The following is a 15,084-nucleotide window of genomic DNA, read 5'->3' as shown; positions in this document are numbered from 1 at the left end:
TTTATACGTGCGGCAAACAAACCGGATCGTGGCAGAAAGGCGGAGGTAGTGGCGAAAACTTACGAGACCATTATTTCCGTGCTGGATAAGTTCTCCGCCCCGATTGTGGGGTTGGAGGATAAGCTCGGCAAGCTGGGCAATATCGGAGCCAGCACCCAGCGCAAGCTCAATATGTCGCCCAGCGCCAAGCTGTGGCATGAGCTGACCTCGCATGTAGGCGAGGCGAAATCAAAATTCGCTGAGCTGGGCGGCAGTATTCAGGAGATGGGTGGCCGCCTCGCCGAGGTGCTGCCGATGTTGGGGGCGATTGGCGGCGCGGGCAGCGTGGCGGGGTTGCTGGAAATGGCGCACGCCACATCCGAAGCTGCCGAGGCGCTGGACAACATTTCGAAAATCAGCGGCATTGCAGTGCCGAAATTGCAAAGTTTGCAATACGCGGGCCAACAAGCCGGCGTGGGTGTGGACGATCTCAACAAGGGCTTTGAAATGCTCAGCGTGCGCATGGGGCGCGCCGCGATGGGATTGGATAAACAAACCGCATCGTTATTTTCAAAAATGGGAATATCGCTGAAAGATGCGTCCGGCCATGTAAAATCCGCCGCAGATGTGATGCCGCAGCTTGAAAAAGCCTTCGCGGATACAAAAGACCCTGCCACGCGCGCCGCGATGGCGATGCAGTTGTTTGAGCGCAGCGGTGTTAATTTGCTGCCCTTCCTCACCGAAGGACCCGCGAAAATGGCGGAGATGCAGGCGCAATTTGATAAATTTGGTTATTCGTTCAGTGATGGTGATCTGGAGGGGTTGGAGCAATTTAAAGCGGCATGGAACGAGGCTGAGCTGGCGATCCGTGGATTGACCAGCGAGATCAGCGCGAAACTTGCGCCTGTGATGGCGCCGCTGCTGACTGATTTCGCCAGCTTCGTCGCGAGCAACCGGGATTTGATCGCGCTCGATCTCAAGGATGTTATCTCCACGATTGGTGATGATATTCACGACATTGATTTTAAAAAGATCAATGCCGAAGCTAAAGTTTTTATCCACCATATTGAAAAATTGATTGATGATGTTGGGGGATTAAAAACGGTTCTGGAAATCGCTGGTGGTGTGATGGCTGCGTCGTTTCTGGCGCCGGTTTTGGAAATTGGCCTAACCCTCGGCGGCATGGGGGCCAAAATGGCGGCGCTCACACTCGGGCCGGTGGCGGAGTTGGGAATCGGCTTTGCCGAGCTGGTGCCGGAGATTTCCTCGTTCAAGGATGCCGTGGCGGCGCTTGATTTGGTGATGGATGCCAACCCGCTGGGCGTGATGGTGCTCACGGCGGTGGCGGCGGGGGCCGCGGTGTATGAGCTTTGGGACCATTGGAAAGAGTTTGACGCTGGCCTGCAGGTGATTTTTTCCAGCATTGGCAGCGAGTTCGATAAAGTGTTCGGACCGATCATCGCAACCATCGATAAGCTCGATGCCGGGCTGCAATGGGCCGAGGGTAGCGGCAATGGCGGGGGCGCCGCACCGGATTCGCCTGCCGCAACGGCCAATCGCGGTGGCCGCTTTGGCGGCCTCGCCGCCGGGTTTAACAAGGGCCTGGGCGATGATGCTGGTGGCGGGCGGCATACGCTGGAGATCAACATCAAAGGTCTGCCACCGGGCAGCAGCGTCACCACCACCACCGCCGGCAATGCCAGCAAGCCCGTGGTGCATACCGGCACCAACGGCACCATCGTGAATCACCGCAACCAATGAGCTGGATTTTATCGCTCCGCCCCGCCACGTTCGCGGGCGTCGGCTTTTATGTGAAGGTGCAGAAGGCCAAGGGCGGCCGCCGCCTCATCGAGCAGGAAATTCCGCTTGCCTCCGCCTATTTTGAAGACCAGGGGCCGCTGCCAAAATCCTTCGTTGTCACCGCGTATTTCATCGGCGACGGCTGGCTGGCGCAGCGCGAGGCGTTCGTGGCGTTGCTGGACCGTTCCGCCACCGCGCAGACGCTGGTGCTGCCAACCAAGGGGCCGTTGAACGTCCGCGTTTCAACCTACAGCTACCAGGACGATGAAGCCCTGGGCGCTTACGGCGAGATCGAGATCAATTTCGCGGTGGATGACGGCGCCGCCAGCGCGCCTTTCGCCAATGCGGATACAGCCAGCGCCCTGCTGGCCAACATCAACGGCGTGGCGGCGCAGATTGTGGCCAGCTACAGCGCGGTGATGGGGCCGCTCGCGCAGCAGGCCGCCATCGCTGGTTATGCCGCAGCCTTGCTCTCATCGGCTGCCGCCAGCGTGGCGGCGTTGCCCGCGGTGCTGCTCTCGGGCGTCTCCACCACCTTCGCCGCCGCGCCCAGCGATGCCGCCGGGACCGCCGGCACGGTGAGCCAGGCGCTGCTGAGCGTGAGTGACAACGCGGTGGCGCAGATCAACCCCGCGCTGGTGCAGACCACGCCGGTGAGCGGCATCACTCCGGCGCAGGCATACCCGGCGGACCCGAGCCTGGGGCTGGCGGCGCTCGCCACATGGGGCGCCACGCTGCCCGCGCCCGCGCTCTACCCCGCCACGCTGGCCACTGCCCAGGCGGCTGTGGTGGCGCTGGTGCGCCAGAGCGCCGGGGTGGCCCTGGCGGCGCTGTATGCGCAAACCAGCTTCAGCACCGCGCAGGCGGCGCAGGCGGCGCGCGCGCAGCTCGGCGCGGTGATGGACAGTGTGGGCGCTGCCATTGTCAATGCCGGGCAGGTGGATATGTACCGCGCCTGGCTGGCGCTGGGCGCGCTGGCCAACCGCGATATCATCACCCGCGCGCAGAACCTGCCGCGCCTCGCCACCTATTCCCGCCGGGTGAGCCTGCCGGACGTGGTGCTGGCGCAACTGCTGATGCAGGACGGCACCCAGGGTGACGCGCTGGCCGCGCTCAATGCGGCCATTCACCCGCTGTTCATGCCCACCGCCGGGGTTTGGTTGCAGGCATGAACACCGATCTCGAGCTGATAGCCGGTGGCGTGAGCTACACCGGATGGACACAGGTGAGCGTTTCGCGCGGCATGGATGCCTGCGCCTCGGCATTCTCGCTCACCTGCCCGGAACGCTTCGCCAGCGCCGCCAGCCCGGTGCCGCTGCGCCCGTTCACCCCGGTGGTATTGCGCCACGCCGGGCAAACGCTGCTCACCGGCTTTATTTTTGGCTACCGCGCCAGTTTTGGCGTGGGCAAGCATGAGGCGATCATCACCGGCCGCTCCGCCACCGCGCAGCTGGTGGACTGCACGCCGGACATTCCGGCCGGGCAGTATCAGGGCTACACGCTCGCCGCCATTGCCCGCGCCGTGTGCCAGATTTTCGGCCTCACGGCCAAGCTGCAAACAACCCTGGCCAACACCGCGCTGGCGGATTCCACGCTCGAGCGCGGCGAGACCGCCTTCCGCTTTATCGATAGGCTCGCGACCATTTGCGGCGTGCTGGCCTATGACGACGAAACAGGTGCGCTGGTGCTGGGCAACGCGGGCGCGGACCGCGCCGCCGGGGCGCTGGTTGAAGGCGTGCCGGGCGGCATCATCGAGGCGACGGTGACCGATGATTGCGCTGAGCGCTTTTCGATCTACATCGTCAAAGGGCAATCGGGTATCTGCGCGGCGGCGGGGGCCTCGGGGTTTCCATCGGGCGCTGGTGACGCGGCACCGGGCAGCGATGCCACGCCCTCGCTCATCACCCCCAGCAGCGGCGAGGTGCTCACCCAGCAGCGCGCCGTGGCGGTGGACCCTGGCGTGCCGATCTACCGCCCGAAAATCATCATGGCCGAGGGGCAGCTCACCCAGGCGCAGATGCAGCTGCGCGCCAACTGGCAACGCAGCTATCATTACGGCCATAGCCTGACCGCCGAGATCACTGTGCCCGGCTGGGTGCAGCCTGATGGCACGCTCTGGCGGATTAACCAGATGGTGCCGGTGCGCGCGCCGGGCATGGGCATGGATGAGGATTTGCTCATTCTCAAGCTGGAATGGACTTATTCGCTCGATGGCGGCCACCACACCAAGATTACCGTTGGCCCGGTGGATGGTGCGATCCCCAGCCCGGCGCTGCTGAAAACCCGCCGCAAAAAAGGCCGCAAGGGGCGCGTGGCGTATGATTGGAACGGGGTGGACGAATGAACCACGAACGGTTCGCCTCGCTCATCACGCGCGGAAAAGTGGTGCTGGCGCGTATGGCGGCGCGGGCGTTGTTGCAGGTGACAGGGCTGGACGGCGAGACCTTCGCCAACGTGGAGCTTTTGCTGCCGCCTGGCTACGTCGCCAACCCCACCGGGGGCGACGTGGTGCTGCTGCAGACCAACGGCCTGCGCAGCCATGTGGTGGCCCTGGGCGGCGACAGCACGGCGGACACGGTGGCGGACCTGCAACCCGGCGAGATCGGCCTCTCGCGCAATGGCAAAACGGTGCTGTTGCGCGTGGGTAGCGTGACGATCGTGGACCCCGCGGAGATTATTCTTATCGCCCCGCTCGTCAACTTCCAAGGCGATGTCAGCATCACTGGAAACCTACATGTGACAGGGAATATATCAGGTGGTTAGCGGGATCACGATGACCGGCACGATTGATGCCGGTGAAGGCTTTTATGTCAACGGCACGCCAGTTGGCGCGGCGGCGGTGGTTTGGGAGCAGGGCACATTCGCGCAAGGAGCCCCGACGCTGGTGGTGGAAGGCGGCGGCGTTTTAACAGGCGGCGCGGGTTTGCCGGTGACGTTGAGCATTGCCTCGGGCGCGGGCGCTGAATTTGAACAGGGCACTGTCACGGCTGCGGGCGTTATTACGCTCTCTAGCGATTTCACGCTCTCAACCTCCGGGCTGGCGATGTCGCCCAGCGGGCCGCTGGCAAATTCGCTGGCAACGGTTGGCACTCTCGCCAGCGCGGCGCAACCAAAAATCGCGGCGGCATCCGGTGAAATTCTGTTCGGGCCGTCAACGCTTGGCGGCGCACCTGAACCCGTGACGCTGGGGCCGAATCTGTCGCTCTCCGGCACCACGCTGGATTTGGTGGGGCTGACCAGCATCAACGGCGTCGAAGGGGCTTTCACACTCGGCGCGGGAATGACGTTGACGGGGGATACGCTTAGTGCGCCGGGCGGCATTGATTACGGCGGCACACTGTATTCCACGCTGGTCGCGGGCAGCGGTGTGACGATCACGCCAGGCGGTTCGGCGCTGACGGTTTCGGCGAGTGGTGGCGGTGGAGGTGCGGTGGCACTCGTTTCATCGCAGACTGTGAGCGCCGCGTCAGCCGTGAATTTCTCGGGGCTTGTGTCTGGGTATAGATATTTCGTCGAGTGGGATAATCTCTCCGCAACAAGTGTCGTACCTGTTATTGGGTTTTACGTGGCTGGGGCACTTGACACAGGAGCCCATTATTTTTGGAATGTGTTCCGCGCATATGGCAGCAGCGGGGCGGCGACAGGAGCAACTGCGTTCCCGATGTGGACATCTTCGACGTCATCGCCATCTGGTTCTGCGGGGCGATTTGATATTTTGGGTGATCCTGGTGTTGTGCAATATCATGGCATTGCGGGGGTGGATTCCTACTTTAACACGTTGTTAAATGGGCAGCACGGCCCTCCCGTCGCGATTACGGGTGTGAGTATTTATGTGTCAAGCGGCACTCTCAGCGGCAATTTCTACCTTTATAGCGTGCAACGATAATGACCGGCATCGCCCTCACCTGGAGCAACACGCTCCTATGCGCGGATATCTCTACGGCCTGGGGCGATATCGCCATCGATGCGGGGTTGCAGACCGCCGTCATCATCAGCCTGCTGAGCGACCGTGAGGCAGCGCCGGGCGATGTGCTGCCTGATGATAACGGCCCGCGCGGCTGGTGGGGTGATGCGTATCTCGGCTTCAAGCTCGGCTCGCGCCTCTGGCTGCTGCGCCGGACCGTGCTCACACAAAAAACGCTGAATTTGGCACAGGATTACGCGATGGAGGCGCTGCAATGGATGATTGATTTTGGAATAGCGGGCAGCGTGAGCGTGGTGGCCACGGCAACCGGGCTGCATACCATGAACCTCGCGGTGACGATCAACCAGACCGGGGGCTCGGCCGTGTTTAATGTGCTCTGGCAGGGCCAGGCGGTGGCGGCATGAGCACGCCCGTTCCCACCTTTCCCGTGCCCGCCTTCGCGGATTTGGTGCAGCAGATCGCGGCGGATTTTTCGGCGCTGCCGGGGGCGGATGTTACGCTGCCGGTGGGGGTGATTCCTGTGTTCACCCTGGTGCTCGCCAAGCTCGCGGCGGGGCAATATGCCTACCTCGCCAACTTCCCCAACCGCTGCCTGCTGCCCACACTGCTCGAGGCGCCGTATTTGGATGTTTATGCCGGCGGCGTGGGCCTGAAGCGTGAGCCCGCCTATGCGGCTTCCGGCACTGTCTCGTTCCAGGGCACCAGCGGCACGCCGCTGCCCTTGGGGGTGCAGATGCAGGATTCCACCGGCACCTATACGCTCACCACCACGGCGGCGGGTGTGTGGACTGGCAGCACGGTAAGCGCGCCGGTGGTGGTCTCGCCCGCCGGTTCTGGCGGTAACCTGCCCGCCAACGCGCCGGTGACGCTGCTCATCGGCGTGGCGGGCATCAATGCCAACGGCGTGGTGGTGGCGCCGGGCCTGAGCGGCGGCGTGGCGGCGGAAACGGACGCGCAATTGCAGGTGCGGCTGGGTGCGCGGCTCAGTAACCCGCCGCAGGGTGGTGCTAACGCTGATTTCGTGGCCTGGGCCAAATCAGTGACGGGCGTTACCCGCGTGTGGGTGTACCCAGCCCAAAACGGCCCTGGCACGGTGGTGGTGATGTTCGCGCTCGATGGCCGCGCGAACCCCATTCCGCTCGCGCCGGATATCGCCAATGTGCAGGCGGCGATCAACGCGGCGGCGCCGGTCATCGGCAGTTATGCCGCCGTGGCGCAGGCGGCGCTTGCCACGGCGGTGACGATCCACGGGCTAACGCCTGCGCCCGGCTACACGCTGGCCCAGGCCCAGGCGGCCGCCACGGCGGTGGTGGCGGCGCTTAACTACACCACCACGCCCGGCGGCTACGGCTGGGATGCGCAGCTGGAGGATTACGCCACCGGCGGCACCATCTACCTGGAGCAGATCGCCACCGCCATCGGCAACGCGCCGGGTGTGGGCACGTTTGACCTCACGGCCCCGGCGGCGGACGTTACGGCACCATACGGCCAGATGGTGCAGCTCGCGGCGCCCACCTTCACATGAGCCAGAGCGCCACTATTCCCTTCGCGGGCCAGAGTGATTTTCTGGCTGCCGCCCAGGCCCTGTTGCCGCCCGGCGATGCCTGGCCGCGCGAGGCGGATGCAATGCTCACCGGCCTGGTGCACGCTTCCACCGCTGGCCTGGCGCGGCTGCATGCACGCTGCGCGGATTTGAGCGAGCGCGAGGCCATGCCGTTTCTTTCGGAAGAGCTGCTGGCGGCCTGGGAGGCGGAATACGGCCTGCCGGACCCATGCACGCCGCTTAACCCCACCGTGCCGCAGCGCCAGGCGGCCGTGTTGGCGCGCATGGCGAGCAACGGCGGCAGCACGGCGGAGTATTTTATCAACGTCGCCGCCGCGCTCGGCTACACTATCACCATCACCACCTTTGCCCCCGCGCAATGCGGCGTGCTCACCTGCGGCGCACCGCTTTACGGCGCGGCGTGGCTGTTCGTCTGGCAGGTTAATGCGCCGGGGCTGGCGGTGTTTCCGTTCCTGGTTGGGCAATCGCAATGCGGTGACCCTCTGGTGGCCTATTCGGGCACGCAACTGAGCTGCGTGCTGAACCGGATTAAACCCGCGTACTCCATCCTCATCATAAATTATTAAGGAGTTTTCTATGGTTTTTAGACCAGACAGCGCGTCGGCCTCGGCCACGCCGCCGCCGATGCCGGCTGTCGGCACCGAAGGGTATTATACTGATGGTTCGCCGCCCAGCATACCGCCTACCACGGTTGATGCGTGGTTTTTGCATACGCTGGTGGAGGAAATCCGCAATGTGGTGGTCGGCGCGGGCATCACGCCGAACAAAGCGCTGGTTAACCAGCAGCTCCAGGCGATCAAGCGCATCTGCGCCGCTAACCGCATGGCGATTTCCTCTAACGCCACGCTGGTGGCTGATAACGCCGGGCTGGTGATGGTCAACGCCGCCGCTGGGCCTATCACCCTCACGCTGCCTGCCGTGGCCTCGGCCAGCGCATTACCGCTGGAATTCATTTTTGTGCGGACTGATACCAGCACCAACACCGTAACGGTGCAGGATGCCGGCAGCGACACCGATGCCCCCGGCGGTGCGACCTCGGCAACGGTTTCGCCCGGCTCGCCGCTGTGGATCTCGGGCGACGGCGTGAGTGTTTGGGATATCGTGCTTGCCAGTGCCGCTGGTGCGGGCGGTGTGGAAGTAAAAACCGCCAATTATGCCTTGGTGGCGTCTGATGCGGGTAAAGTGCTGCTGGGTGATGGCACGCTTACGTTCACGCTGCCTAACAGCGGCATAGCGGCTGGCTATGCCGTCTCTCTGGTCAACGAGACCGGCGTCGTCTCGATCAATCCGAACGGCAATTCCATTATCGACGCGAACAGCACGAGCACAGGTATTCTGACGCTACCATCGCCAGGTGATTTTGTAACGCTGATACTCGATAACAGCCTGACCTATTGGCGGGTGCTCGCGGGCTCGGCCCCGGTATTGGGCGCGGCGCAACTGGGGCAATTCACGCATAGCGGCTCTGCGTCGATCACGCTTCCGTCACCTACTGCGGCGGCGGGAACAGTTGGCTCATCGGGTTATCGTAAGCTGCCTGACGGGCGAATCGAGCAATGGGCTTATATACAGCTGGCCGATCCTGGGGCTGGGTCAAACGCTGGAACCACCTGGACATTTCCGATTGCGTTTCCGACTGCCTGCACCGAAGTCACGGGGCAAAATTGCTCCGGCGCTAACAGCCAGACAACGGGGGCGCAGCAAGCGGCAATCCCAGAGCTTGCCTCGCCCCTGCCCACGACAACAGCCGCAACCATCGCGATGCATAATACCGGCACCACCGGCACGCTCGTAACTTGCTTGGTCACGGCGAAAGGATATTAAAATGCAATATGCACAATACAACCCGGCCCTTTCGCCCGCGCCAGTCATCGGCTGGTACGATACGGCGGAATTCGACTATCCAAATTTACCACCGCAAACCGATCTTCTGGTGCTCACTCCGGCTCAGTGGGAGGCGCGTACATCCGGTCAATGGGTTGTTTCGGCCGGCGCGCTGGTGCCGTATGCGGCGCCGGTTGTTGTGCCGACCCTCGCCGCCGTGCAGGCCGCGCAGATCGCCGCCGTCAATACCGCGTGCCAGGCCGCGCTGGCGGCGATTGTGGCGGCGTACCCGGACCTTGAGGTGGCCACGTGGCCACAGCAGTATGCCGAGGCGCAGGCCGTCACTGCGTCGGCCAGCGCGCCCACGCCGATCCTTTCTGCCATCGCGGCGGCGTCGGGTGCTACCGTCGCCAGCCTCGCGGCCGGGGTGCTCGCCAAGGCCAGCGCCTATCTGGCGGCTTCTGGGGCGGCTATCGGCAAGCGCCAGGCGCTCACCGCCGCGATAAACGCAGCCACCACCAATGCCGCCGTGCTGGCGGTGGTGTGGTGATCTCCACCGTTGCGCTCTGCGCGGCGGCGGCCGAGGCTTACAGCGCTCCGGCCACCTTTGTGGTGGCCGGGGATGTGCATGTGCATCTCGAAATGACCGGCGGCATCACTCTGGTGACGTTCCGCGGCACGGAATGGGATTGCATCGAGGATTGGCTACGGGATTTTGATATTGAGACCGTCAACAATCCGCATATCGGCCCCTGCTATCGCGGGTTTTTAACCGGCGCGCTGGCGGCGGTGACGCGCCTTGCAGGTGTGTTGCGCGCGGATGCGCCGTTCGTGCTCACCGGCCATTCGCTCGGCGGGGCGCTCGCTGTCGCGGCGGCCGGGTTGCTGGTGCATCACGGCCTTATCGCCGCCCGCTGTGAGACGTTCGGCGCGCCCCGCGTGTGCGTTGATAACACGCTGGGCAAAGTCCTCGCCGGTGTGCCGGGCAACCGCTGGCGCAATGGCGATGATCCGGTGCCCCTTCTGCCGCCTGGCGGCAAGCAGGACCGCCCCCTGCGCCAGATCGGCCGCCCGGCGCTGGACCCGATCAGCGATCATCTCATCGCCGCGTATGCCGAATCGCTCGCGGCGCCCGTGCCTGTTCCGATCTCATAACTGGAGGTTATAATGCCAAACACCACCACCGTCTCCGCCGCCACGGCGAGCGGCACTGTTTCGCTCGCCGCGATTGTTATTTTGCAGTGGGTGCTCTCGCTCAAAAACATCTCGCTCCCCGCTGATGTCGCGACCGCTCTGGCCACCGTGCTGGCGGCGGGCGTGCATTTTCTGGTCGCGCGCAAGGTGCTGCCCGCACCGGCGGCGGCCGCACCTGAAGTTGCCAAACCCGTACCGGCGGTTCCGGTTTCTCAAAGCTGAAGGATTTTTCGATGAAGTTTCGTAGTATATCGATGGCGGCTTGTGCCGCCATTTTAATGTCTGGTTTGGTGGCCTGTAGCGGCCTGGGCGGCTCCAACGCCCTGGCGACGGTGCAGGCGGAGGCGCAGGCGATCAACACCGCCGTGCAGCAGCTCGCCCCGGCGCTTATCAAGGTCATCCCCGCCGCCTACCAGGCCAACGCCGCCACGGCGGTGAAGGCTTTGGACACAGCGGTTACCTCGCTGGCCTCCGGCAAGCTTTCGGCCACCAGCGCCAAGGCGGACGCGCAGGCGGTGCTTATCGCGGCGCAGCAGGTAACGGCCGTGCTGCCGCTGCCAGCGGCGACCTCCATGGCGATCCAGGCCGGGCTTGGGCTTGTGGACGCATTCGTGGCGGCATTGCCTCTGCCCGCGACGGCTCCGGCCACGGTTGGCGCCTCGGTTGGCGTGGTGCCCGGCCCTATCCCGATCCCGCTGAGCTGATGCTCAAAATCCTGTTGATCATTGTGGCCGCGTTGCTGGTTTTGGGCGCCGCGGCCCTTTGGTTTTTGGTGCACATCATGGCGCAGGTTTGATGCTCATTCCCTCGCAACTTGCCGCCATGAAGCTGGGGGTGCGCCGTGACTGGCGCCCCCAGCCTTTCGCGCCCGCCATGGGCAGCGCCCCGGCCTATGCGCCCGCATATAGCCGCATCGTTTCCACGCCGCGTGTCGCGGGGCGGAATGACCAGCTTGCTGATTGTTTCCCCACCGCCTGCGCCAACGCGGTGCAGACGCTGATTTATCGCGCCGGCATCACTATTGCGCTTTCTGATGCAGTGGCCGTGAACGCCTATGCCGGGATGACGGGCTATACCCCGCTGCACCCCGCGAGTGACCACGGCACCAACCCGGACACCGGCTTCGCCTGGTGGCAAGAAAACGCGCTGGCCGGGTATCGGTTGCGCGAACTTACCCAGATCGCCCCCACGGCCGAGGGCGAGATCCGCGCCGCCATTGGCGCGCGGGGTGGTGTGCTGCTCTGTGTTGAGCTTTCCACCGCCAACCAAAACCAGCGCGTATGGCTGCCCGATGGCGCGGCTGGTAGCTGGGGCGGCCATGCGGTGTGGGCGGACGGCTATGACGGCGCGATTACGAACGTGACCAGCTGGGGCCAGGATTTTTACATTGACCGAAGCTATTTCGAGGCCGGGTTCGTGGTGGGCGTTTATGCGCTCGATCTCGTGCGCGCCTAAACGAAAGAGGGGCAGATGCAGGATTTGAGCAACGGGGACCAATCGCTGATTCAGTGGTTCATTGGCGTGATGGGCACGATGATGACCGGAATCGGCGCCTTGTTTTTGCATGTCTATTCCAAAATCGAATCGGCCAGGTCCACCGCTGCCTCCGGTGACCGGGATTTGTGGACCGCGCTGAATGGCGAGCGCGATAACAGCCGGGATTTTCGCGAGGATATGATCCGCACCGTCGCCAGCCTGCCTACCAAGGCCGATCACCTTAATATGGAGACGCGCATTATGACGGCGATTAAGGAAATGCGGAAATGAGCGGCACGCTAGGGCGCACTGTTTATGCCGGCACGCCGGTTGGTCTCGCCCCGCGCGGCCGTGCGGCAAGCGTGCTCCCGCTGGCGTGGCCCAACGCCAACGTGGGCGAGGCACTGGATTATACAGTGGATTTCAGCCGCGAGCTGGCGGGCGGCACGGATATTGTGCTGGCTACTGCAACGGTGGCGATCTCGCCCAGCGGCTCGCTGGTGGCAAGCGCGCCGGTTATTTCGGGCCTCGCCGCCAGTTTCGCGCTCTCGGGTGGCCTGGCAGCCACCGGCTACGTGGTCACGGTCTCGGCCACGCTGGCCTCGGGCAAAGCCCCGTCCGCGCAGGTGCTATTCTACGTCAACCCCGCATTGGTGCCCTGATATGTTCCAAAAATATGACCTTGATTACACGGTGCGCCAGCTCATCGGTGATGAAGGTGAGCGCTTTTTTGTGTATGACGACGCCACTGGCTTGCCGATTCGTGCAGGCAGCCATGTCATAGGCAACCCCACGGTGGGCATCGGCCGCAACCTGGCGGTCAACGGGTTGAGCACTGCGGAATCTGCTTATCTGTGCCAGGACGATGTGGCGGCCTGCGCGGCACGGCTGGATTTACAGATCCCCTGGTGGCGCAACCTGAGCCCGGTGCGCCAGGCGCAGATGATCAACCTCGATTTCAACATGGGTTGGGGTCGCTTGGTCGGGTTCCACAATTTCCTCGGCGCGATGCAGCGCGGAGATTGGACCTCGGCCGCTGCCGAGTTGAAAAATTCGGTGTGGTGGGGACAGGTGGGCAAACGCGGCCCGGAGATTGCCGAGCGAATCCTCGCGGGGTAGGGTAGGATTTGCAAATGGGCAAAATCTGGGCAGATAAAAACAATGTTTGAATGATTTCAATAGATTATACCCCGATTTATCAACCTTGACATGGTGGGGGTCACAGGTTCAATCCCTGTCGCGCCCACCACTATCCAGAAGATAAATCAACGAGTTATGCCAGCCTGGGCGTCGCTCGTCTTGCTCATGCCCTCCATCTCATGTCAGCGCGGCTCTAAAACCGCACAGGTATCTCAAACAGAATTTTAGCGACCGGCGCATTCGGCCCGGCGCCGATCCCAACGCCGATGTTAAAGTTGGTCCGCGCGTTAATCGCGTAACCCAGGCCAAAATTGAAGGTGCCAAAATCATAGGCGGAACCGGGAATCGAGCGGTTGTTCACCGAGGAGCCAAACACATGCTCCTGCTGGTAGCTTAAGGTCATCGACGCCTTGTCATTCAGCGCAAACCCCATGCCAAATGTAGCCGCGACCGCGCTGCCCGGCTCCAGATTTTCCCGTGCCGTTCCGCCGGAACTGCTCAGAAGATTGAATGTCCGGCTGAAATTATAAATGTATTCGAGATTGCCAAATAACACGCCGGGTGCCGTCGGGTAGAATATCGTCATACTGGGTTGAAGTGAATAAAACCCTGTTCCTGTCGGGAGCTTTTTCTGGATGCCCCCAAGAAAAGTGCCGCCGTTATCATATACAGTGTAAATGGGAACCGAATAGGGGCTAACGCCGGTGGCGGTTTTAAAGGTCAGGTTTCCAACGAAAACAGGCCATCCATTGTCTCCGCTATTGAATTGGTATGACCCGCCAAATTGGATATCGCCAATATTGATATTGTTAGCACTAGCGTTGATCGGTTGGGCATTCGGTCCGGCTGCCTGGGCGGTGAAAGTGCCATAACCTACGACCATCGGAATTTTTGCATTTATCTCCAGCCGGTCTGTAAGACCATAACGGGCCGTGACAGATGCGGTCAGAAAGTTTTGATCGACACGCGCAATGAAAATATTGCCGAAGGTTATGCCGGGAATAATGGTAAATCCATTCAACGCCAGCTGGTTTTGTGCCCAGTAGTCATATTCAATTGAAGGGTCGATAACAAACTGGCCCTTGGGGGTTAAAACCCCTCCTGTGTTGGCAAGCACGGTTGATGACTGAAGTATAATTTTTGTTTGTTCCTGCTGATTTGTTTGTTGTTGCTGCTGCTGTTCCTCGCCCACGGTGCCGTTGGCAGGCCCTGTTTGCGTAGCTGGGGCGGCAGCAGTGGCGGCGCTGTTGGCCGTCGTATCGGCCGCCACCGGCGCGGGGCTGGCCGCGCTTGTTCCTGTCCCGCGTAATTTGGCCATTTGGCTATCGAGCAGGCGCTGCTGCTGATCCAATTCAAGTGATTGCTGCTCGAGTTGCAACTCTTCCTGCTGCAACTTGGCTTCTTGCGCGGCAATGGCCGCTTGCAGCGCGGACAAACTATCCGCTTGGCTTGGCGCGGCCTCGGCGGTGCCGCTGCCCGAAACCGTAAAAACAAGAGACGCCGGCAGGCAAACCGCGGCGAGCGGGGTGAGCGCGCCTCCCGCCATATAGGCCAGAATAGAATTAAGACGGCGGACAAACCTCAACCTCTTGATGAACCCCGTTTCAAAGGGATGAATTTTTATTTTATTAGAAGAGTAATAGGCTTTAACGGCCATTGCAGCCTCCTCTCTATTTTATAATCCAAGATTAGCCTGTTGAATACGGTTTGTAAACTATAGTTTCTTTAATGCATGCGTTCATTTCTATGCGGGGTCCAAACAACATCCGCCATAGCCGCCGGGCGTTTCATGAACGGTGTAACTGATACAGTATCCTGCAACAGTGTTTACAAAGCATGATACATGAAAAAACCGCGCAGATCGCTTCAGGCATCTGCTGTAATAGACTGAATCACTTGAAAAAATAGCACACGCCTCACACCGCTGATGTCTTGGCATGGCATTTGCTCTCTGTTGGGTATGGCGAAGTTGCGCAGTCAACCGTCATAAGAGTTCAGATACTTATTCTTTCACAAATTAAAAACGGAGGACTATCATGCGTAACATTCTTCTCTCGGGGTCGGCTGTATTTCTTCTGTCTGCCGGCATGGCGCTTGCGCACTCCGGGGGCTCTTACACCTCAGTGGACGTGCCGATCGTCAAAAATGCTCTGGTCGGCGGCAATGGCCAGGCTGCAACCTC

At 62.0% G+C, this 15,084-nt stretch carries 18 protein-coding genes and 1 tRNA gene; 18 read left to right on the top strand and 1 reads right to left on the bottom strand.

Annotation, left to right across the window (positions count from 1 at the left end; translation table 11 throughout):
* Positions 1-48 precede the first annotated feature (48 nt).
* From PHE40_RS00665 to PHE40_RS00580, 18 genes are all read left to right on the top strand, one after another.
* Positions 49-1,740, top strand: coding sequence for a hypothetical protein (locus PHE40_RS00665; protein ID WP_299956555.1), 1,692 nt, complete (start codon positions 49-51; stop codon positions 1,738-1,740).
* The gene (locus PHE40_RS00660; RefSeq protein ID WP_299956552.1) at positions 1,737-2,951 is read left to right on the top strand and encodes a DNA circularization N-terminal domain-containing protein; all 1,215 of its coding nucleotides are present in this window, start codon (positions 1,737-1,739) and stop codon (positions 2,949-2,951) included. The genes PHE40_RS00665 and PHE40_RS00660 overlap by 4 nt, the downstream gene beginning before the upstream one ends.
* Positions 2,948-4,123: a phage baseplate assembly protein gene (locus PHE40_RS00655; protein WP_299956549.1), complete on the top strand. Its 1,176-nt coding sequence runs from the start codon at positions 2,948-2,950 to the stop codon at positions 4,121-4,123. The genes PHE40_RS00660 and PHE40_RS00655 overlap by 4 nt, the downstream gene beginning before the upstream one ends.
* Positions 4,120-4,542 (top strand): phage baseplate assembly protein, encoded by a 423-nt coding sequence (locus PHE40_RS00650; protein ID WP_299956546.1) that lies wholly within the window; start codon positions 4,120-4,122, stop codon positions 4,540-4,542. Before PHE40_RS00655 ends, PHE40_RS00650 begins: the two co-directional genes overlap by 4 nt.
* A gap of 10 nt (positions 4,543-4,552) precedes the next feature.
* Positions 4,553-5,665 carry a hypothetical protein gene (locus tag PHE40_RS00645; RefSeq protein WP_299956543.1) on the top strand — a complete coding sequence of 371 codons (1,113 nt, stop codon included), beginning with the start codon at positions 4,553-4,555 and terminating at the stop codon, positions 5,663-5,665.
* Complete coding sequence (locus tag PHE40_RS00640; RefSeq protein WP_299956540.1) at positions 5,665-6,108, top strand: phage GP46 family protein; 444 nt, start codon at positions 5,665-5,667, stop codon at positions 6,106-6,108. Before PHE40_RS00645 ends, PHE40_RS00640 begins: the two co-directional genes overlap by 1 nt.
* On the top strand, positions 6,105-7,229 hold the full coding sequence (locus PHE40_RS00635) for a baseplate J/gp47 family protein (RefSeq protein ID WP_299956537.1): 1,125 nt from the start codon (positions 6,105-6,107) through the stop codon (positions 7,227-7,229). Before PHE40_RS00640 ends, PHE40_RS00635 begins: the two co-directional genes overlap by 4 nt.
* Positions 7,226-7,834 (top strand): YmfQ family protein, encoded by a 609-nt coding sequence (locus PHE40_RS00630; protein ID WP_299956534.1) that lies wholly within the window; start codon positions 7,226-7,228, stop codon positions 7,832-7,834. Before PHE40_RS00635 ends, PHE40_RS00630 begins: the two co-directional genes overlap by 4 nt.
* Before the next feature lie 10 nt (positions 7,835-7,844).
* Positions 7,845-9,092: a hypothetical protein gene (locus tag PHE40_RS00625; RefSeq protein WP_299956531.1), complete on the top strand. Its 1,248-nt coding sequence runs from the start codon at positions 7,845-7,847 to the stop codon at positions 9,090-9,092.
* A 1-nt stretch (position 9,093) separates the two neighbouring features.
* The gene (locus tag PHE40_RS00620) at positions 9,094-9,642 is read left to right on the top strand and encodes a hypothetical protein (RefSeq protein WP_299956528.1); all 549 of its coding nucleotides are present in this window, start codon (positions 9,094-9,096) and stop codon (positions 9,640-9,642) included.
* On the top strand, positions 9,639-10,247 hold the full coding sequence (locus PHE40_RS00615; RefSeq protein WP_299956525.1) for a lipase family protein: 609 nt from the start codon (positions 9,639-9,641) through the stop codon (positions 10,245-10,247). The genes PHE40_RS00620 and PHE40_RS00615 overlap by 4 nt, the downstream gene beginning before the upstream one ends.
* A 12-nt stretch (positions 10,248-10,259) precedes the next feature.
* A complete protein-coding gene (locus PHE40_RS00610; RefSeq protein ID WP_299956522.1) occupies positions 10,260-10,508 on the top strand; it encodes a hypothetical protein in 249 nt (82 codons plus the stop codon).
* 11 nt (positions 10,509-10,519) lie between these two features.
* Positions 10,520-10,990, top strand: coding sequence for a hypothetical protein (locus PHE40_RS00605; RefSeq protein ID WP_299956519.1), 471 nt, complete (start codon positions 10,520-10,522; stop codon positions 10,988-10,990).
* A 91-nt stretch (positions 10,991-11,081) separates the two neighbouring features.
* A complete protein-coding gene (locus PHE40_RS00600) occupies positions 11,082-11,741 on the top strand; it encodes a hypothetical protein (protein WP_299956516.1) in 660 nt (219 codons plus the stop codon).
* A gap of 15 nt (positions 11,742-11,756) precedes the next feature.
* The gene (locus PHE40_RS00595) at positions 11,757-12,053 is read left to right on the top strand and encodes a hypothetical protein (RefSeq protein ID WP_299956513.1); all 297 of its coding nucleotides are present in this window, start codon (positions 11,757-11,759) and stop codon (positions 12,051-12,053) included.
* Positions 12,050-12,424, top strand: coding sequence for a hypothetical protein (locus PHE40_RS00590; protein WP_299956510.1), 375 nt, complete (start codon positions 12,050-12,052; stop codon positions 12,422-12,424). Before PHE40_RS00595 ends, PHE40_RS00590 begins: the two co-directional genes overlap by 4 nt.
* A gap of 31 nt (positions 12,425-12,455) precedes the next feature.
* A complete protein-coding gene (locus PHE40_RS00585) occupies positions 12,456-12,881 on the top strand; it encodes a glycoside hydrolase family protein (RefSeq protein ID WP_299956507.1) in 426 nt (141 codons plus the stop codon).
* Positions 12,875-13,011 (top strand) — tRNA-Leu (locus PHE40_RS00580). The genes PHE40_RS00585 and PHE40_RS00580 overlap by 7 nt, the downstream gene beginning before the upstream one ends.
* An 84-nt stretch (positions 13,012-13,095) precedes the next feature.
* Here PHE40_RS00580 and PHE40_RS00575 read toward each other — a convergent pair.
* Complete coding sequence (locus PHE40_RS00575; RefSeq protein ID WP_299956505.1) at positions 13,096-14,559, bottom strand: hypothetical protein; 1,464 nt, start codon at positions 14,557-14,559, stop codon at positions 13,096-13,098.
* Positions 14,560-15,084 lie beyond the last annotated feature (525 nt).

The organism is Acidocella sp. (genome assembly GCF_028687955.1).
Taxonomy (GTDB): Bacteria; Pseudomonadota; Alphaproteobacteria; order Acetobacterales; family Acetobacteraceae; genus Acidocella.
Note: the sequence above shows the minus strand (reverse complement) of the source record. Positions and strands in the feature narration are given on the sequence as shown.